We start from the raw sequence: 18,828 nt of genomic DNA, 5'->3' as shown, positions 1-18,828 counted from the left end.
TCAACTCACGAGAATTCAAGTATAGGAGAATTGGATACTTGCGTGTGTTGGGGGAGACCCCAACATTTAGATAAAGTCTAAAAATGTATAATATTAGTAAATAAAGAAGGGAGAATCTTTGAAAGTTTTCCATTCAATTCAATGTAAATAGACTTTAAACGATTGTAGCAATGGGCTGTCTGGTGACTTTTACTTGATAAAAGGCAATTTTATTCGAGATGATATAATCCGGTCTTCCACCTTTATGGGAATGTGCTTGCTTGAAGGCATCACTGTTTTTCCAGTTGTTAAAGGATTCTTGAGAGTCCCATCGCGTGCTGATGGTTACTTCATCATAATCCCGTAGTTTATCAGTAATCATTACTTCCAAGCCTAAAAATCCTTCCATGCTTTCAATTTTTCCTGTTTTGTCAAAGCGTTCTACTAATTTAACCTTCCCCTTTTTTAATTTTGGTTATATTATTTACGATAATCATCTATTTTCCTCCTTGTTTTTGGGATAATGAGTGGGAATCCCTCTTCAAATAAGACCCGTGCTTCTATATCATAAACGTCGCGCAGGAATCCAGATGTCAGCAATTTTTCTGGTTTCCCGCTATTCACAACATTTCCTTGTTTCATAGCAATCATAAAGTGACTGTAGGATACGGCCTGTTGCAAATCATGTAATACCATAATAATAGTCATTTGGTATGTTTCATTAATTTGCTGTAACAGTTCCATAAGTTCGTATTGGTGTGCGATATCCAAGTAAGTAGTTGGTTCATCGAGTAGAATAAGATTTGTTTTTTGGCCCAAGGCCATCGCTATGCGTACCTTTTGTTGCTCAACTCCCGAAAGGCTATGAAACATGCGGTCTGATAACCTCATTGTATTGGACATTTCCATAACCTCATCAATAATATTCTTATCCTCATTATTGAAACGCTTTGATAGAAGGCGCTTATAAGGGGCTCTTCCAAATGAAACAAGTTCTCTGACTGTAAGATCTGGTAACATCCCTTTAGATTGCGGCAACATTGCAAGTGTTTTAGCAAACTCCTTCGTCTTGTACTCTTTAGCAAGTTTTTCATGTATGTAAACAGAACCATCATCCGCCATTAGTAGTAGTAGCAGATGAAGTTCGCAAACTTGCTGAACAATCCAATCATTCGGCATTGCAGATCAATACAATCATTAACGATATTGAAAATGGAATTGAAGATTCATTGAGTTTTGTAAATCAAGGGGCAAACTCAACGAAAGATGGCCTAATACTTGTTAATGAAAGTGGAAAAGCCTTTGGAGAAATTAAGGATGCAGTTCTTGATGTCACAACAAAGATATCTGAAGTCACGATTGCAATGGATAATATGAAAAATCACATTGCGGAAGTTGTAACTCACATAGAGGAAGTTTCGCAAACTAGTATAGAGGTAAATGAATATTCGCAAAATGTTGCAGCATCTTCAGAAGAGATGAGTGCTTCAATGGAAGAAGTTTCATCAGTTTCCCAAGAGTTGGCTAGAATGTCAGTAGAATTAGAAGATGTTATCCAGCGATTTAAGTTGTAAAAGTATTATTAGGAAACAGCATTATTTTTAAAAGTGATTTGGCTGTCAAATGAACTATTTTTGTTTTAGACCACCTGCTTAGACAGGTGGTCGCTTATATTTTATGATTTTTGTACCCTTCAATCCTATAACCATGGGAATTCTTGAACTTCTACCGTTCCGTGACGGTAACTAGTGTTATGGTAGGAGGGCAACGCCCGATCCCTTATTTCCTCACAACAGGAATCCACATCTCACCAAAAAACAAGCCGTTTTGTTGTCCCATTTCAACTGTTGTATTTGGTCCGCCAACATAGGCAACATCTTTCGCCTCCAGTAATGCTTGACCAAAGGCAATACCAGTTAGCTTTTGACTCAGCTCCTCAGATGTTTCTCCTTCTCCTTTCACAACAAGGTATTCTCCTTGAGGAAATTGGATCAGTCTAGTTGCCTCTGGCAGGGATACTTCTGTCATGACACCAGCATAATGCATCATCTTGTTATTAACTGCTTCGTTCACTGCAAAAATGTAGTTGTTTGTCGCTATCGATTTTAAAGTATCGAGCCTACCATCTTCTCGAATAGCCTGCCAAAAGTCGGCCTTTTCCTTATTAATGCCTGCAAAGTCTGTGTAGTCACTTTTAAGCTCAGTTCCGAAACCTAAAACGGTAAAGCTGTCTTTTTCTACTATCGTATAATCTGCCATATTCAAAACCTACCTTTTTTAAAATTTATTCCGAATTAACTGGTAGTTAGACCTCACTTCAAAAATTTGGAGGAAACAAGATGATAAATGGGGTCAAACGTCAGTAAATCCTTGATTTGTACAACGAACTTTCAGTGGGGATGAAAAAACGTCACTCTCATTACCAAATGATTTGTCTTTCCACTTGATGAGTTTATAATAAGCTTAAATCATGTCAAAAAGTGATACTATTTAGGAGGCACGATGAAAAAAACTGAACGAATTAATATTATGATGCGGTATATAAACAATCGCGCCCACTTTACCGTTTCTGAGCTCATGCAAGAATTTAATATCTCTCGTTCAACCGCTATTCGAGATATTCGAGAAATCGAGGCGATGGGGATGCCACTTACCGCCGAAGTTGGAAGGGATGGCGGTTATTCTGTCTTACATAATGCTGTTTTACCCGTTGTACGCTTTACGGATAATGAGGTCAAAGCGCTTTTTATTGCCTTTATGGCTACAAGGAACCAACAACTTCCTTATTTAAAAAGTCGCCAATCTTTGGCTGAAAAATTATTAGGCCTCATTTCGGAGAACCAGCAAGATCACCTCGTTGTCTTAAATCAAATTTTGCTTTTTGCTGGGACGAACCCCTATAATCCTGACGTACTTGAACTTTCAGACCTGCCGCATCCCATGTTAGAGAAGCTTATCCAAACCCTTCTTTTGGATCGCTATTTATGGATAACCATCAAAGAAAAGAAGGGAATGAAGTCTTATCCCATTTACCTCTTGCATCTTTATCAAGAAAAAAGCCATTGGCTAATTGAGGGCATTGACTTAAAGAGAGACAAGGAAGAAATTTTCCCTGTTGATGATCTTACTCATGTCGAGCTCTACACGCCGAAAGAAAGATTAAATAGGGAAAAGCTTTTAGAAAAGTTAAGTAAGCAAGATGAAGGAATGAACCTTGTCCTTGAACTGGGCCCAAAGGCCATTACTCAGTTTAAAAAATACCATCCTTTAAAAGTTTCGCTCTCTTATACGAATCCCTACCAAACTACGGCTATTCTAAAGACGTATGTGAATGTTGACCATCTCGAGGATTTGAGCGAAATAACAAATTGGCTACTTTTTCTCGGAGATGATATTAAAGTCAGAGAAATACCCAAAGAGGTCTTAGGAAATTTACAAAAGAGAATAGATTTATCGCTGTGTAACTGGCAGTAAGACCCCCACTTCAAGAATTCGAAGGAAATGAAGAATTGTAAGTGGAGATCAACTGCCAGTAACGGCCCGATTGGTTCGGGCCTACAGGATGTAAGTCACGAGGGCGTTGCGACAGGACGTCGCGACTTTAGCTTTTGTACACCATCTATCAGTGGGGGGATGAAGAACCCCCCACTGATTGAAGTTTCTCTTTATTTTGCCCATAACCATTCACAGTTAAAAGTAAAATCTTATTTGACCATAAGTTGTTTCCCTTTTTATTAGTTGTAAACCAGAGGGGATAAAGAATGCTTATTTCCAATATAGGGGAGGACTAGTTAAAGTAGCACCTTGATTATATGTAAATTTTATTGGGGATTATAATGGAATAAAGGAGTAATTAGTTAAAGAATCCACTTTGAAAAAAATTAATCAAATCGGATTCTCTTTTTGTAATTTATATACTTTGTCTATAATAGGGTTTGCAATTGGCCTTCCATAATGACACCCGTTACTGTTAGGCCCTTTCTATTCGTTAATTATTTTTCTTATCCATCTTGCTGGAAAACGATATCATTAAAACCATAAAAACAGGCAATAAACTCCACAGGAGAAAGTTCCAATTTTGTGTTATTAAAGATAATACCAAGAAGACAAGGATTATAACTGAAACATACAGAGCGATTTTTCGATTTTTATTCACCATGCACCACCTCCCTTTCTAAACAATCAAAATGTTTCTTATTCATTTTAACACATACTTTTCCAATAATTGTTTTACTATATAAAAAATCCAATCTACTCTCCAGGATTGGCCCTATACTTGAATAAGATTAGCTAATCCTTAAACTAAGCAAAAAAAGGGAAACCTCGCAATCGGCAAGATTTCCTTTACATTTGAATTATAACTAGCAATTTTATTCAAAAGAACCGCTGAAATCTTAGCTTTTAAAAAGTTGTTTAACTATCACCATTCTACTGGTTCGTAATTTAATTCCTTAAATAACCGGTTTTTCTCCTTTTTAGTTAAATCTCTCCATTGTCCAATTGGAAGATTTCCTAAGTGGATATTCATGATCCGAATTCTTTGTAACCTGTATACCTCATAACCTAGCTCTGCGCACATACGTCGTATTTGCCGATTTAGTCCTTGTTTTAAAATGATTTTGAATTCATATTTCGATAGTTGTTCTACCTCACAGGGGAGGGTTTTTGTATTCAGTATTTTGACACCCTCAGACATTTTCTTCAAAAACTCAGGAGAAAGAGGCTTGTCAACAGACACAATATATTCCTTCTCATGCTTATTCTCAGCACGTAAAATTTCGTTAACGATATCACCATCGTTTGTTAGGAGAATCAAGCCTTCTGAATCTTTATCGAGACGCCCAATATTGAATATTCTTAATGGATGGTTCACTAAATCCACAATATTTCCCTTTACACCTTTTTCTGTTGTACTTGTTATGCCCACTGGTTTATTCAAGGCGATATAGACGTGATTTCTCGCGACATGAATAGGTTGTCCATTGACTAAAACGCGGTCCCCAGGATGAACCTGACTCCCGACAGTGGCACGTTTTCCATTAATCATTACATTTCCTTCTTCAATTAACCGATCTGCTCCTCGTCTTGATGTCTTCCCCGAGTCACTTATATATTTATTTATTCGCATTTTATCCAACCTTCATAAGATTATTGTTTCATTAAAATATAACAATACCCTACTTTTTAAAAATTATAAATCATTATTTGAAATTTATGGACTGCATGACCATTTCGACCTCTTGAATCATTATGGACAAAGTGACAAGTTTTGAAAAATTATAGATATGGCATCGGAGTAATACCTTATTTTCCAAAATTACCTGAAGAGAATTGCCTATTGCTGGCACTATCAGAAAAATGCTTGGATAAAATCCAAGCATTCGGATATTAATGCGTTGTACCACCAATTTCCTTTATATCTTCTTTTTCTTTAGCGGCAACGATTAGGGCTGTTTTTAAACCATGGACAATGGTATCAAGACTTAAGGAAGGTGCGCCGTTTTCCGTTGTTTGTTCGGGAATATACGGGATATGAATAAATCCTCCCCGAATAGTAGGCGCATGATTAGTTAAATAATGCATAAGTCCATAGAATATATGATTGCAGACGAAGGTGCCAGCTGTATTTGAGACGGCTGCCGGTATACCCGCGTTTTTCATTTCAAGAACCATCCGTTTAACGGGCAAGGTTGTAAAGTAAGCAGCAGGGCCATCTTCATCAATCGGTTCATCGATTGGTTGGTTTTGTTGATTATCAGGGATGCGGGCATCATCCACGTTAATGGCGATCCGTTCAGGAGTGACTTGTGTGCGTCCGCCTGCTTGACCTACGCAAATTACAATATCTGGTTGATGTTTTTCGATGGCTGAGATGGTCACTTCGATCGATTCGCGAAAAACTGTTGGCACTTCTTGGGCAATGATTTCGACATCATCAACAATGATCCCATCTAATTGTTTTACAGCTTCCAACGCTGGATTGACTGTATCTTTTCCAAATGGATCAAAACCTGTAATTAATACTTTTTTCCTCAATTGTTATACCTCCCATTTGATTAGAAAATACATAAGCACGATATTAAAGGCAAGCACACATAAAGCTGTCGGGATTTGTATACGAATAACATGGTTTTTATCTTTTAAATCCAATAATGCTGCTGGAACAATGTTGAAGTTCGCAGCCATTGGTGTCATCAATGTTCCACAATAGCCGGCAAACATCGAGATAGCGGCGATATGGTTGGGATCTGCATGAAATTGATGAATCAAAAATGGCAAAGCAATCCCAGCTGCCATAACCGGAAACGCCGCAAAGGCATTTCCCATAATAATAGTAAATATAGCCATACCCATACAAAATACGAATACAATCATAAATAAGTTGTTTTCTGGAATCATTTTCGTGATAAGATCAGCGACAACCGTTCCAACCCCAGCTTGTGTAAAAATCATCCCCAATGTAGCTAGAAGTTGCGGAAGTACGACGGCCCAGCCAATCGCTTCTAATAGTCGGCGTGATTCTTTTACAGCTGTGACGGGTGTATTTTTTGTCATGAACATTGCCACAATCATGGCGATGATACAGGCGATTCCTAATGCCACCAAGGTTGGATTAGAAGGATCTAATATGGCTAATGAGCCAATATTGCAGGGCCATCCTCTATACAAACAATTTAAAGAGGAAATTGAAGATGCTAAAATCCTACTAAACAATGAAGCTATTAAAGCTACAACGGCTGAAACAAAGCCATTCAACTATTATTCTAATGAAGAGTACTCTAAGTTATTTCAAATGGACGATAAGAATATCAAAAGTATCCGCAATAATGGGGGCCACTATAGTAGCGCTGTAATAGAAAAGGCCATTGATGGGGATTTAAAAACGTATTGGGAAACAAATAGAGGTAATTCCCAAGACTTCGTAAATGAAGTAGAAGTAGAGTTTAAAGAAGCTGTTGAAGTGAACCGTATTATATATGGAGCAAGGCCATCTGATAATAAAGGTTTTGCGGAAGAGTTTGAAGTCCATGGTTCTAAAACGTCTAAAGGAGATACATATCAACTTGTATCAACTGGAAAGCATAAGATGGTAAGTGGCTTGGTAGAGGCGAAATTCAAACCTACTACACTGAAGCGTGTTAAATTTAAGTTTAAGAAGTCTAATCAAAATTGGGCAACTTTATCCGAGTTAACATTTTATAAGAAAGATGTTATAGCGGATCAAATAGACGATCTATTTACAGACGGTTTAATGAATGAATTAAAGCCTGAGTATGCTTCCAAGAGCAAAATGGAGCAATTGGAAAAGGAAATTGCCAACCATCCATTGAAGAAAGAATTACAAGTAAAACTAGATATCGCTAAAAATATCCTGGATAGCGATAATGATGGTAATGAAGCCATCGTAGTAGCCTCTCAGCGAGGGGATCCTTCGGTAACTGCGCAAGCACACCAAATTGCTAGAACATCATTCTCTCTTGATACGTTTGGTAGATATGCAGCACTTGGAGAAACCATTCAAGTTTTTGTCGATGCAGATAAAAATGGCGTAATGCCGAATCTAGTATTAAGGCAAATAGCTCATAAGGATGGGTGGAGAAGATATCCATTACAACCAGGCTTGAACACAATTACTGCGCCAAGTCTCGAACAAATGGGTACTTCCGCAATTTATGTGGAAAACCGAGCTTTACCAAGTGAACAAGCTTTTGCTTCAAGAGTTCGATTGGTGGGTGGAACTAGTTTTCCTGTTTATTATCACGGAAAAACGGATCCAGTTCAGTTTAAAAAGGAATTAGAAAAGTACTTCAAAAAATTAGTACCGATGATAATGATTTTGCAAACGGCAAACCGAAGGACCTTGTCTACAATGTTGCAGAGCTTGTTTCCGAAAACAATACGATTGCAACTAGCGCCGCCGGTGCATTACAAGGGATAAAAGAAATGGAGGCAGTAGGACAAACCGTTTCCGATACGATGGATGGATGGGAATTAATGTGGACAGAATTCCAAAAAATCAGCGGAAACGTAGAGGATGATCTGGATCCCAGAAATCAATATTTTCCTGCAAAGTTTACTTCTCTAGTATTTATAAATGGCTCTTATGCCTGGTCCGGCGGAGGATACACTGGGTATAACGGAGGAGATACACCTAAAAGAGATAGTGGATTCTTTAAACAAATCGTGAAACCATTAGCCCTTGGAAATGACTGGGGTTATTACCATGAATGGGGTCATAACATTAATAACTCTAGGATGGAACATGTTGAGGTAACGAATAACCTTTATGCGGTAATCATGAGAAAAAAGATTAGTAACAGTAATGATGATCGAGCAGATTGGAATTTATTATTTAAAAGATTCCAAGGTGAAGAAGTAAATCACGGTTATTTTACGTACCTGGGTGTACTCTTACAACTTCAATTTTACTACGGAGAAGATAGTTATGGTAAGGCTTCAAGTGTTGCTAGGACTAACCCTGACGGAATTATGGATGGGCTAGATAATAATATGCAACGACTAGTCATCGGTTTTTCTGTAGCAACGGAAACAGATTTAACAGCATTTTTCGAAGACTGGGGATATGTACAAGCCACCGAAAAAATGAAAGAGAAAGTAGCTCATTTACCTAAACCTGAAGTGAAATTAGAGTATATGCATAGTTTAGGAAGGGATTATAAAGGGGCTGGCTTTTCGAAGGACGCAAAATTAACTGTCCATGCTGTAAAAACTGATACAGAGAACAAACAAATTACAATCACATATGGTGTCGATAAAGCGAATAGAGATGCCGCAATGGGTTATGAAATCATTAGAGATGGAGAAGTTATCGGCTATACAACGAACACATCGTTTGTTGATAAAAATGTTGATCTGGATAAAGTCTACCATTATGAAGTAGTAGCTTACGATAAAAAATTAAGTAGTTTAAAACCGGAAAAGGCAAATTCGAAGAAACCAATTTTATCTGTTGAAGATTATGTAACATTAAAATTGCGACAAGCTTATGATCCAATGGATTATGTAAAAGCAGCATCGTATTTAGGTAACGATATAACAAAAGATGTAAAGATAAAATCTAATAATATCGACATTACTAAAAGGGAAACTATAAAATTGTTTACGAAGTAGAAAATGCAGGTGTTAAAGAAACCAAAGCAGCAAATGTTAAGGTAACGAGTGATTATGCTTATCTCTCAGATATGAATGAACAGTCGGCTAAGATCGGATGGGGCGGTTTAAAAAAGGACTTAGCTCCTGCTGGAAGTGCCATTACGCTTCTTAGACAAGGATTAGATGCAACCTATACTAAAGGGTTAGGGACACATGCTCATTCAGAAGTTATCTATGATCTTCAAGGAGAAGACTTTGACTTCTTTGAAAGTTATATCGGAATTGATCAAGCTGTCAAAGCTCAAGCCTCCTCAGCAACATTTGAAGTCTGGGTTGATGGTAAGAAGAAATTTACGAGTGATGTATTTAGAGCAAATACTGAACGTGAATTTATCCGGGTGCCAATAACCGGTGCTAAAGAGATAAAACTAGTTACGACAGATGCGAAACAAAATGGAAATACAGCGGATCATACCGTATGGGGAGGTGCTAAGTTTACCTTAGAAAGTAGTAAACCTACACTTACTATACCTAAATCTGTTGCAACAAAAGTCGGTGTTCCAATTGATCTTCAAGCTTCTTATGAAGCAATAGACCCGGAAGATGGAGATTTAACAGACAATGTAAAAGTAAGCGGGATTGATAAGGTAAACTTTGATAAACCTGGGAAATATAAAATTACTTATTCTGTAACCGATAGTGATGGTAATAAAGTATCCAAGAAAAAAACAATTTCCGTAGTTAATATGGAGGATTTCGTGTACCTATCTGATATTGATTGGAAATCTACCCAAAATAGCTATACGGCACCTAAAAAAGATATTTCTATCAGCAATAACCCATTGAGATTAACGAATAAAGATGGAAATGAAATTGCCTATAAGAAAGGAATAGGGGCCCACTCTAATTCAACAATTGTCTATGATTTAACCAATGTGGATGCAGCCTACCTTAGCGCTTTTGTCGGTGTAGATCGGCAAATGTACGGTACGATTGGATCTATAGTGTTTCAAGTATATGTTGATGGTGAAAAGCAATTTGATAGTGGATTAATGAATTCCAAGGATCCACAAAAACTCTTTGAAGTAGATGTTAGTGGAGCGAAGGAATTGAAAATCGTTGTTACAGACGGTGGCAATGGTAATGGTTCAGACCATGCAACATGGGGAGATGCCAAATTATACCTAGCTAATATAGATGTCGATACAACCGAATTAACTGAACGAATCGAGCAAGCAAAACAATATGAGAAGGACAACTATACGGAAAGTTCTTATGATGCTTTGCAAGAGGCGATCAGTGAGGCTGAAAAAGCAGTAGGGAATGTAGAAACACAGGAAGAAGTCGCAGAAGCGGTCACGCTATTGCAGGAAGCTATTGACGGATTAGTGAAGGCCAAAGATCCAGATCCTGAAATTAATACAACCAAACTAACGAAGCTGATCGAGCAAGCAAAACAATATGAGAAGGACAGCTATACGAAAGGTTCTTATGATGCTTTGCAAGAGGCGATTAGTGAGGCTGAAAAGGTCGTAGAGAATGCAGAAACACAGGAAAAAGTCTCAGAAGCGATCAAGCTATTACAGAAAGCCATTGAACGGTTAGAAAGGATAATAGAGCCTGAACCAGATCCTAAGCCGGATCCAGAAATTGACATAACAGAGTTAGCTAAATTAATTGAACATGCAAAAGTATATGAACAAGAAAATTATACAGAAACATCATTTGCAGCATTACAAGAGGCAATTAGTCAGTCGGAAAAAGTGGTAGAGAAAGCAAAAACGCAGGAAGAAGTCACAGAAACGATTACTCTATTGCAGAAAGCCATTGATGGGTTAGAAAGGGCACCAGACCCTGAACCGGAACCTAATCCAGATCCAGAAATCGATACGACAGAGTTAGCCAAATTAATTGAACATGCAAGAGTTTATGAAATAGATAATTTCACGGAAACATCATTTGCAGCATTACAACAAGCGATTAGTCAGGCAGAAAAAGTGATGGAAAATCCGAAATCACAAGCTGAAGTGTCGGAAGTAATGATATTACTTCAGAAGGCCATTGATGAACTAGAAAGAGTGACAAAGCCAGAACCGGACCCTGAAGTGGATACAAGTGCATTATCTAAACTGATTGAACACGCAAAAAGTATATGAACAAGAACACTATACAGAAGGATCATATAGGGCATTACAAAATGCAATTAGTCAGGCAGAAAAAGTAGTGCTGAATCCAAATACGCAAGACGAAGTAATGGAAATGACTACAGTATTGCAGAGAGCGATTGATGGATTAGAAAGAATAATAAGGCCAGAACCGGATCCTGAAGTGGATACAAGCGAATTATCCAAACTGATTGAACATGCCAAGATTTATGAACAAGAGAACTATACAGAAGGGTCATATGCGGCATTACAAAATGCAATTAGTCAGGCAGAAAAAATAGTGCGGAATCCGAAAACACAAGAGGAAGTAGGAGAAGCGATTGTCCTACTCCAAAAAACGATTAATGGATTAGAAAAAATAGCAGAATCTGATCCAGAAGCTGAAGTAGATACGGGCGAGTTATCCAAACTGATTAACCACGCAAAAACATATGAAAAGGATAAATATACCGAAACTTCATACGGTGCTCTGCAACAAGCGATTAGCCATGCGGAAGCAGTGGTACAAACTGCGAACACGCAGAATGAGGTAACGGAAGCTATCACACATCTCCAAAAAGCGATTAATGGATTAGAAAAAATAGCAGAGCCAGAACCAGACACTAAAGTAGATACGGGCGAGTTATCCAAACTGATTAGCCACGCAAAAACATATGAAAAGGATAAATATACCGAAACTTCATACGGCGCCCTGCAACAAGCAATTAGCCATGCCGAAGCAGTGGTACAAAATGCTAGTACACAAGATGAAGTAACGGAAGCCACTAGTCTTCTTCAAAAAGCCATAGCCGGATTGGAGGAAGTAACGAAACCAGCACCGGAACCTGAAGTAGACACGGGCGAATTATCCAAACTGATTGAACATGCCAAGACATATGAAAAAGACAAATATACCGAGGCGTCATTTGGAGCTTTGCAACAAGCGATTAACCATGCGGAAGCAGTGGTACAAAATGTTAGTACACAAAGCGAAGTAACCGAAGCAATTACATTACTTCAAAAAGCCATGGTTGGGTTAGAAAGAGTAACAGATCCAAAACCAGATCCAGAGCATGAGATGAATACAACAGAATTATCCAAACTAATCGAGCACGCCAAAACATATGAACAGGAAACTTATACGGAAACTTCATATGCTCACTTGCAACAAGCGATTAGCCAGGCGGAAGCTGTAGTACAGAATGCGAAAACACAAGACGAAGTAACAGATGCCGTCACTCAACTCCAGCAGGCGATAGTTGGGCTAGAGAAGATAGTGGAGCCGACACCAAATTCAGAAGTGGATATGACAGAGCTAGAAAAACTAATTGCCAAAGCAAAAGCGTATCCTAAAGAGAACTATACAGCCGCTTCGTATGGTGTATTGCAGAAAGCAGTTAGTCAGGCAGAAACAGTAGTAGAGAAGGCAAGCACGCAAGAGGAAGTAATCGAAGCGATCAATCTTCTCCAGGAAGCGATTGAGGGATTAGAGAGAGTACCAGACACAAAGCCAGACCCTGCCCCAGTAACTCCAGAAGTGGATACGACGGAGCTAGAAAAACTAATTGCTCAAGCAAAGACTTATGGCAAAGAGGACTATACAGACACATCGTATGCTGTATTGCAAAAAGCAATTCGTCAGGCAGAAACTGTGCTGGAAGATGAAAAAACAGAAGAAACAATCGCCGAAGCAACTATTCAACTGCGGAAGGCGATAGCTGGGTTAGGGAAAATAGAAATTTCAAAACCAGACCCAACTCCGGTTCCAGAAGTGGATACGACAGAGTTAGAAAAGCTAATTGTCCAAGCGAAAAAATATAATAAAGAGACCTACACAGCAGGATCATATACTGCATTACAAAAAGCGATTAGTCAGGCAGAAGCAGTGTTAGAAAATGCTGAAACAGCAGAAGAAGTAAGGACGTCAATCACACAACTGCAGAAAGCGATTGAAGGATTAGATTTAAACGATTCTGAATCTGAACTAGCGGAAAAGCAACCTACCCAACTGCCAGGACAGTTATATGATTATGAGGTAGATGGGGAAAATGACAAATCTACTCATACTGGCCAATTACCAAATACAGCAACACAAAACTATAATTGGTTCATACTAGGCTTATTATTAGTAAGTGTGGGTTCGCTCATCTTGATAAGAAGACGAAAAGCTTAAAATGATTTGATTCAATCAGTCGTTGAAAGTATGGAATAACTAAGGTAAAATTCCAAACTAGAAAAAGAACGGTATCCAATAGAAATGGATACTGTTCTTTCCATTTTACAGTTGTATTGATTGAGCTTGCTTTAAGCATAGACCTTGATTAGACCTGTATTATAGGCTCCAATTTCATTTTGTTGGTAGAAGTTGGTTTAAGGTATACATACGGTAGACTTTATATCGTTTAGTTATTACATGTCACTTGTTGAAAGTGCAGGACCACAAGGGGAAAGAGCTTCGGAAAATCTATTCTCAGGATTAAAAAATCCGTATTTAGCAACCTCAGAGTGGGGCTGGCAAATAGATGCTGTTGGACTAAGGATCACCCTAAATAAATTATATGATCGTTACCAAGTACCTTTATTCGTCGTAGAAAATGGACTGGGTGCCATTGATAAATTCAATGATCAAGGTGAAATAGAGGACGATTATCGAATTGATTATTTGCGTGAACATATTGTCCAAATGAGAGAAGCAATGGAAGATGGCGTTGAATTAATGGGATACACTAGCTGGGGACCGATCGATATTATAAGTGTTTCAACTTCAGAAATTAGTAAGCGATATGGATTTATTTATGTAGATATCGATGATAATGGTCAAGGAACATTTAATTGAAGAAAAAAGAAGAGCTTTTATTGGTATAAAAGGGTAATAGAAAGTAATGGTAAAAGCTTATAGGTGAACGGCTAAAGGAATTAAGAAATATTGCTTTGAGTCCTATAAATTGCGAAGATAGCCGATTGATAGTATTTTATATAATGTATGTTGTTTAATATGTTTGCGGGATTGTGTACTAGTTACGTAAAGAAAATATGCAATCCATACGCACTTTTAGATTATTATTTTGCAGAGAAGGAGAATCATCATGGTAGAAAAAACATTTACAGTAATAGATAAGGCAGGTATTCATGCACGACCAGCGACAAATTTAGTAAAGGCAGCTAGTCAATTTCAATCAGAGATTACTCTAGAGTATAAAGGTAAATCAGCCAATGTGAAATCAATTATGGCGGTTATGGCTATGGGAATTGGTAAAGATGCTGAGATTAAAGTGAGTGCTGAAGGGAATGATGAAGAAGAGGCAGTGAATCATATCGCTGAAACTTTAAAAAATGAAGGGTTGGTTGACTAATGAGCGTACTTACGGGAATAGCTGCTTCAAGAGGGATAGCTATTGCGAAAGCCTATCGTTTAGTAGAACCGGATCTTACTTTTGAGAAGAAGACTGTATCAAATCCTGCTGTGGAGACGGACAGGCTCCAAGAGGCATTAGCCACTTCTAAAAAGGAGCTTGAGTTAATTAAAAATCAGGCAGAGGCAGAGCTTGGTAAGGATAAAGCAGATATATTTGAAGCACATTTATTAGTGTTAAGTGATCCTGAATTAATTTCTTCTATTGAAGATAAAATTAACTCAGAGAAGGTAAATGCCGAGCAAGCTTTAAAAGATACTACAGATATGTTTATTACAATGTTTGAACAAATGGATAATGAATATATGCGTGAGCGTGCAGCTGATATCCGTGATGTAACGAAACGGGTATTATCTCATTTGCTTGGTGTGGAGATTGTTAATCCAAGTATGATATCCGAAGAGGTTGTCGTTGTAGCCGAAGATTTAACGCCTTCTGATACAGCACAATTAAATCGTGAATTTGTGAAAGGTTTTACAACAAATATCGGTGGTCGTACTTCCCACTCTGCCATTATGGCGCGCTCGTTGGAGATCCCAGCTGTTGTGGGGACAAAAGAGGCAACACAAGAGATTAGTAATGGAGACATGCTGATTGTTGATGGTTTGCAAGGTGAAATTCATATTAATCCATCAACAGAAGTATTAGCAGAATATAAGGAAAAACAACAACAGTTTGAAGCAGAGAAGGCAGAACTTGCTAAGCTCGTCAATGAAAAGTCTGTTTCTGCTGATGGCCATCAAGTAGAGCTTGCGGCAAATATCGGTACACCGGAGGATCTTGAAAGTGTGCTTCATAATGGTGCAGAAGCAGTTGGTTTGTACCGAACTGAGTTTTTGTATATGGGACGGACTGAATTACCGACAGAGGAAGAGCAGTTTGAATCATATAAGAAAGTGTTGGAAGGAATGGAAGGTAAAACAGTAGTAGTTCGAACACTGGATATTGGCGGAGATAAAAACTTGCCATATCTTGATTTACCAGAAGAAATGAACCCTTTCCTTGGTTTCCGTGCCATCAGATTATGCCTTGAAGAGCAGGATATCTTCCGTACGCAATTACGCGCTTTACTTCGTGCGAGTGCATATGGAAATTTGAAAATTATGTTCCCTATGATTGCGACAATTGATGAATTTAGAGAAGCAAAGCAGATCTTAGAAGAAGAGAAGCAAAAGTTAGTGAGCGAAGGGATTTCGGTTGCTGAGCAGATTGAAACAGGGATTATGGTTGAAATTCCTTCAACAGCTGTAATGGCCGATCTTTTTGCTAAAGAAGTAGACTTCTTTAGTATTGGAACAAATGATTTAATTCAATACACAATGGCTGCTGACCGAATGAATGAACGAGTTTCTTATTTATACCAACCATATTCACCAGCTATTTTGCGCTTAGTCAAGATGGTTATTGATGCGGCTCATAAAGAAGGTAAGTGGGCTGGAATGTGCGGTGAAATGGCTGGAGATGAATTAGCAATCCCGCTTCTATTAGGTTTAGGTCTTGATGAATTTTCCATGAGCGCAACATCCGTTTTGCGTGCTCGTGCACAAATTGCGAAACTTTCCAAGCAAGAAATGGAAAACCTTGCAAAAGAAGCATTACAAATGAACAATACAGCTGATGTACTAGAAGCTGTGAAAAAGATTACCCAGTAACAAAATGAGGCTGGGATAAGACTAGAGTGTTAAGATCCAAGACGAACAATGCATTAGCTTAGCGAAGTATATTTCCGCAGCCGGTTATTGCACGATAGTAGTTCGGTTTGTTTTGGTGAAAACACTATGTCCCGGCCTCATGCCTTTTGGGGCTTTTTTGCAAAGAGAAATAGGGTTGAATTAGAGTTTTTCAAAGTGGCAAGCAATAGCAAACCTATTGTAGAAAGGTTGAGTCTACATCATTATTGCTAGTCTCTTGATAGGATGGAAAATCAGTAAATTCCTCTTCATTCCAAATCCATTTTCCTTTGTTATTTGCTTTATAGATATTTTTAGTGAATATATTATCTGTGTTTTTTGCATGCAAATTGACTAATAGGATGTTTGAATCGCTAGCAGTGACCGTGTTTTTTTCGATCCGATTATTTGCCACATTATATTGCATCAGTAGCTGTCCTCCGTCTAATCCTTTTGTGTCATTCCCGTAAATATTATTTTGAGAAATCGTTGAGTTTTTTGTCTTGCCACGTTTTTTGTCATACCCACCAAGTGAGATGCCAGTGAACATATTATTGTACACTTCATTATTCGTTATTTTGATTTGACTCGCAGATTTTCCAAAGTGTTCAGATGTAGCCTCAATGCCAATATCATTATGATGTACTTTATTATTTCGAATAGTAATATTACTTCCACCGTCAACATAAATTCCGCCAGCGGAGTAGTCATTCCCATATGCAGGATTTCCAAATGAAGAATTATGATCGACAATGTTATTCTCTACTACACCGTTTCTCACATAATCATTCTGTAGAGCTATTCCTTCATAACCGATTAAATCAATCCCGATATTATTATTTTTACGCACAATATTGTCGGCTATTTTAAATTCCTCCACATTTCCATTTAAAACAAGTGCCTCGCTTGCACCAAGTCTTAAATTTTCCACTATGTTTTCCAGTATTTGAATATCTTTTATCCCCTCAGTGCCATAAACGGCAATTCCATGGGCATTTCCATCATCCGCCCTTGTTTCAATATGATGAATATGGTTTTGTTTCAATCTGATATGGCTGCTACTGCCAGCAATGTAAATCCCCATAACGGTAGGTTCATCCTGTGTGGTTGCTAGTTCCTCTAGTGTAAATCCTTGAATAGTAATGTAATCCTTATTTTCGATCTTTATTAGGGCTGTATCTTCTTTTAAATCTTGTATATGACTCCCACTTATGATGACCTTCTCATTTTTGTAGTTCGTGAAGGTAATCGGCTTTGATGCCGTCCCACTATGTTTGATTGAAAGTAATTCATTGTATGTCCCTTTACGAACAAATACAGTAGTTCCTAGCTTTGCTCTCGTGGCTGCTTCGTTTAATGTACGGAGTGGGCTTGATTTAGTGCCTTCATTTTGATCATCCCCATCAGGTGAAACATAGAGAGAGAGATCTATCTTAGCTTCGGTAAAGGTTCTACTGTGAAAGAAAAAATAGAAGGAGATGATAAGTAATAAACAAGCTGTCACCAATATAAAAACCTTTATTTTCATAAAAAAACTCCTTAATTGTATGGGAAAAACGATTAAAAGCTTGTATTGGGTATAATACCACGAGATCAAGTAGAGGGGATAGAATTTTCTTAGCGATATCTAAAATTTCCTTCTTCATTTCTAGACTAGCGGGGGAGCACACTAGAATGGTGCTCCTTTAGACAAATGATTACGGGGTATATGGGGATTTCGTTCTAATCGTTTTATAAGTATTGCTGAGATTGTTAAGCATTGAACTAAAGGGATACAAATAGATGGTGACAACACATGTTTTAGCCTTTTATTGTCTTACCATGGACATTTTCCTTATGAATTACATAAGATGCTTTTATAAAATTATGAAAGGATTGAGGAAAGTGTACAATCAACCATATATGTATCCTTATTATGTTCCTGTACCAAGCTCTGCTTATAATGTGCAGCCTAGTAACTGGGCTTTACCTAATGGGCAAGGTGTTTATCCTGATCGCTCACCTTACAATAATGGGAATTTATTAACGGATTATGGTGGAAAACCATTTGTGGTTAACATCAATGAAGCAGCAAAGCAAAACGATACATTTCGTACAGCCCTATGGACTGGTACCCATTTACAATTAACGTTGATGAGTCTTAATAGTGGAGAGGATATTGGTTTGGAGATTCACCCAAATGTAGATCAATTCCTACGTATTGAACAAGGACAGGGAATTGTCCAAATGGGCAAAAGTAAAAATAACTTAAATTTCAGAAGAAGAGTATATGATGATTCCGCAATATTTATACCCGCTGGAACCTGGCATAATTTAACGAATACAGGCAATATCCCGTTAAAGTTATACTCGATATATGCCCCACCTAACCATCCGTTTGGAACTGTTCATGCTACAAAACGAGATGCTATAGCTGCAGAAGAAGGCTATCATAATATGAATCGGCGATAAGGTTAGAAAATCATTTGTATGTAATTAGGCTGATGACTGGAGAATACATTCGGTAAT

The 18,828-nt window shown here is 38.0% G+C and carries 14 protein-coding genes and 3 pseudogenes; 10 read left to right on the top strand and 7 right to left on the bottom strand.

Annotated elements, in window-relative coordinates:
- Positions 1-154: 154 nt before the first annotated feature.
- Both isdG and J2Z23_RS10155 read right to left on the bottom strand, forming a co-directional pair.
- Positions 155-476: pseudogene (gene isdG, locus J2Z23_RS10160) on the bottom strand (heme oxygenase).
- Entirely contained in the window at positions 460-1,158 is a 699-nt protein-coding gene (locus J2Z23_RS10155; protein WP_209973832.1) for an ABC transporter ATP-binding protein, read from the bottom strand. Before J2Z23_RS10155 ends, isdG begins: the two are co-directional and overlap by 17 nt.
- On the opposite strand from J2Z23_RS10155, the gene J2Z23_RS10150 reads away from it, so the two are divergent.
- Positions 1,158-1,553 (top strand): methyl-accepting chemotaxis protein, encoded by a 396-nt coding sequence (locus J2Z23_RS10150; RefSeq protein ID WP_057981596.1) that lies wholly within the window; start codon positions 1,158-1,160, stop codon positions 1,551-1,553. The genes J2Z23_RS10155 and J2Z23_RS10150 overlap by 1 nt on opposite strands.
- 205 nt (positions 1,554-1,758) lie before the next feature.
- Here the strand turns inward: J2Z23_RS10150 and J2Z23_RS10145 are convergent, their stop codons facing one another.
- The gene (locus J2Z23_RS10145) at positions 1,759-2,238 is read right to left on the bottom strand and encodes a GyrI-like domain-containing protein (protein ID WP_057995128.1); all 480 of its coding nucleotides are present in this window, start codon (positions 2,236-2,238) and stop codon (positions 1,759-1,761) included.
- Between the two features lie 243 nt (positions 2,239-2,481).
- On the opposite strand from J2Z23_RS10145, the gene J2Z23_RS10140 reads away from it, so the two are divergent.
- Complete coding sequence (locus tag J2Z23_RS10140; protein WP_057981598.1) at positions 2,482-3,453, top strand: helix-turn-helix transcriptional regulator; 972 nt, start codon at positions 2,482-2,484, stop codon at positions 3,451-3,453.
- Between the two features lie 946 nt (positions 3,454-4,399).
- Here the strand turns inward: J2Z23_RS10140 and rluF are convergent.
- The 3 genes and pseudogenes from rluF to J2Z23_RS10125 all read right to left on the bottom strand — a co-directional run.
- Positions 4,400-5,107: a 23S rRNA pseudouridine(2604) synthase RluF gene (gene rluF, locus J2Z23_RS10135; RefSeq protein WP_057981599.1), complete on the bottom strand. Its 708-nt coding sequence runs from the start codon at positions 5,105-5,107 to the stop codon at positions 4,400-4,402.
- Between the two features lie 260 nt (positions 5,108-5,367).
- Positions 5,368-6,015, bottom strand: a complete 648-nt coding sequence (pcp, locus tag J2Z23_RS10130; RefSeq protein WP_057981600.1) for a pyroglutamyl-peptidase I — start codon at positions 6,013-6,015, stop codon at positions 5,368-5,370.
- Positions 6,016-6,018: 3 nt separating this feature from the next.
- A pseudogene (locus J2Z23_RS10125) lies at positions 6,019-6,624 on the bottom strand (5-oxoproline transporter, DUF979 family subunit); the annotation flags it as partial.
- Between J2Z23_RS10125 and J2Z23_RS10120 the strand changes: the two are divergent.
- The 7 genes and pseudogenes from J2Z23_RS10120 to ptsP all read left to right on the top strand — a co-directional run bounded on the left by J2Z23_RS10120 (position 6,533) and on the right by ptsP (position 16,302).
- The gene (locus J2Z23_RS10120; RefSeq protein WP_128747473.1) at positions 6,533-7,918 is read left to right on the top strand and encodes a discoidin domain-containing protein; all 1,386 of its coding nucleotides are present in this window, start codon (positions 6,533-6,535) and stop codon (positions 7,916-7,918) included. The pseudogene J2Z23_RS10125 and the gene J2Z23_RS10120 sit on opposite strands and share 92 nt — an antisense overlap.
- Positions 7,882-9,111, top strand: a complete 1,230-nt coding sequence (locus tag J2Z23_RS10115; RefSeq protein ID WP_338018426.1) for a M60 family metallopeptidase — start codon at positions 7,882-7,884, stop codon at positions 9,109-9,111. The genes J2Z23_RS10120 and J2Z23_RS10115 overlap by 37 nt, the downstream gene beginning before the upstream one ends.
- Positions 9,096-11,249, top strand: a complete 2,154-nt coding sequence (locus J2Z23_RS10110; protein ID WP_338018425.1) for an NPCBM/NEW2 domain-containing protein — start codon at positions 9,096-9,098, stop codon at positions 11,247-11,249. Before J2Z23_RS10115 ends, J2Z23_RS10110 begins: the two co-directional genes overlap by 16 nt.
- Positions 11,227-13,410 (top strand): LPXTG cell wall anchor domain-containing protein, encoded by a 2,184-nt coding sequence (locus tag J2Z23_RS10105; protein WP_209973826.1) that lies wholly within the window; start codon positions 11,227-11,229, stop codon positions 13,408-13,410. The genes J2Z23_RS10110 and J2Z23_RS10105 overlap by 23 nt, the downstream gene beginning before the upstream one ends.
- Before the next feature lie 207 nt (positions 13,411-13,617).
- A pseudogene (locus J2Z23_RS10100) lies at positions 13,618-14,136 on the top strand (family 1 glycosylhydrolase); the annotation flags it as partial.
- Between the two features lie 187 nt (positions 14,137-14,323).
- Entirely contained in the window at positions 14,324-14,590 is a 267-nt protein-coding gene (locus J2Z23_RS10095; RefSeq protein WP_057981606.1) for a phosphocarrier protein HPr, read from the top strand.
- Positions 14,590-16,302, top strand: coding sequence for a phosphoenolpyruvate--protein phosphotransferase (gene ptsP / locus J2Z23_RS10090; protein WP_209973823.1), 1,713 nt, complete (start codon positions 14,590-14,592; stop codon positions 16,300-16,302). The genes J2Z23_RS10095 and ptsP overlap by 1 nt, the downstream gene beginning before the upstream one ends.
- Positions 16,303-16,516: 214 nt before the next feature.
- On the opposite strand, the gene J2Z23_RS10085 is transcribed toward ptsP, so the two are convergent.
- Positions 16,517-17,848 (bottom strand): right-handed parallel beta-helix repeat-containing protein, encoded by a 1,332-nt coding sequence (locus tag J2Z23_RS10085; protein WP_057981608.1) that lies wholly within the window; start codon positions 17,846-17,848, stop codon positions 16,517-16,519.
- 356 nt (positions 17,849-18,204) lie between these two features.
- Between J2Z23_RS10085 and J2Z23_RS10080 the strand changes: the two genes are divergently transcribed.
- Positions 18,205-18,771, top strand: coding sequence for a cupin domain-containing protein (locus tag J2Z23_RS10080; protein ID WP_338018422.1), 567 nt, complete (start codon positions 18,205-18,207; stop codon positions 18,769-18,771).
- The last annotated feature ends 57 nt before the right edge of the window (positions 18,772-18,828 follow it).

Source organism: Lederbergia galactosidilytica, assembly GCF_017873565.1.
Lineage (GTDB): Bacteria > Bacillota > Bacilli > Bacillales > Bacillaceae_C > Lederbergia > Lederbergia galactosidilytica.
This window is presented reverse-complemented; position numbering and strand designations above follow the sequence as displayed.

What these genes read in the sequence shown, in the direction of transcription:
- J2Z23_RS10145 (WP_057995128.1), bottom strand. Translation starts at nt 2,238, where the DNA reads ATGGCAGATTATACGATAGTAGAAAAAGACAGCTTTACCGTTTTAGGT.
- J2Z23_RS10085 (WP_057981608.1), bottom strand. Translation starts at nt 17,848, where the DNA reads ATGAAAATAAAGGTTTTTATATTGGTGACAGCTTGTTTATTACTTATC.
- J2Z23_RS10155 (WP_209973832.1), bottom strand. Translation starts at nt 1,158, where the DNA reads ATGCCGAATGATTGGATTGTTCAGCAAGTTTGCGAACTTCATCTGCTA.
- J2Z23_RS10095 (WP_057981606.1), top strand. Translation starts at nt 14,324, where the DNA reads ATGGTAGAAAAAACATTTACAGTAATAGATAAGGCAGGTATTCATGCA.
- rluF (WP_057981599.1), bottom strand. Translation starts at nt 5,107, where the DNA reads ATGCGAATAAATAAATATATAAGTGACTCGGGGAAGACATCAAGACGA.
- J2Z23_RS10140 (WP_057981598.1), top strand. Translation starts at nt 2,482, where the DNA reads ATGAAAAAAACTGAACGAATTAATATTATGATGCGGTATATAAACAAT.
- ptsP (WP_209973823.1), top strand. Translation starts at nt 14,590, where the DNA reads ATGAGCGTACTTACGGGAATAGCTGCTTCAAGAGGGATAGCTATTGCG.
- J2Z23_RS10120 (WP_128747473.1), top strand. Translation starts at nt 6,533, where the DNA reads ATGAACATTGCCACAATCATGGCGATGATACAGGCGATTCCTAATGCC.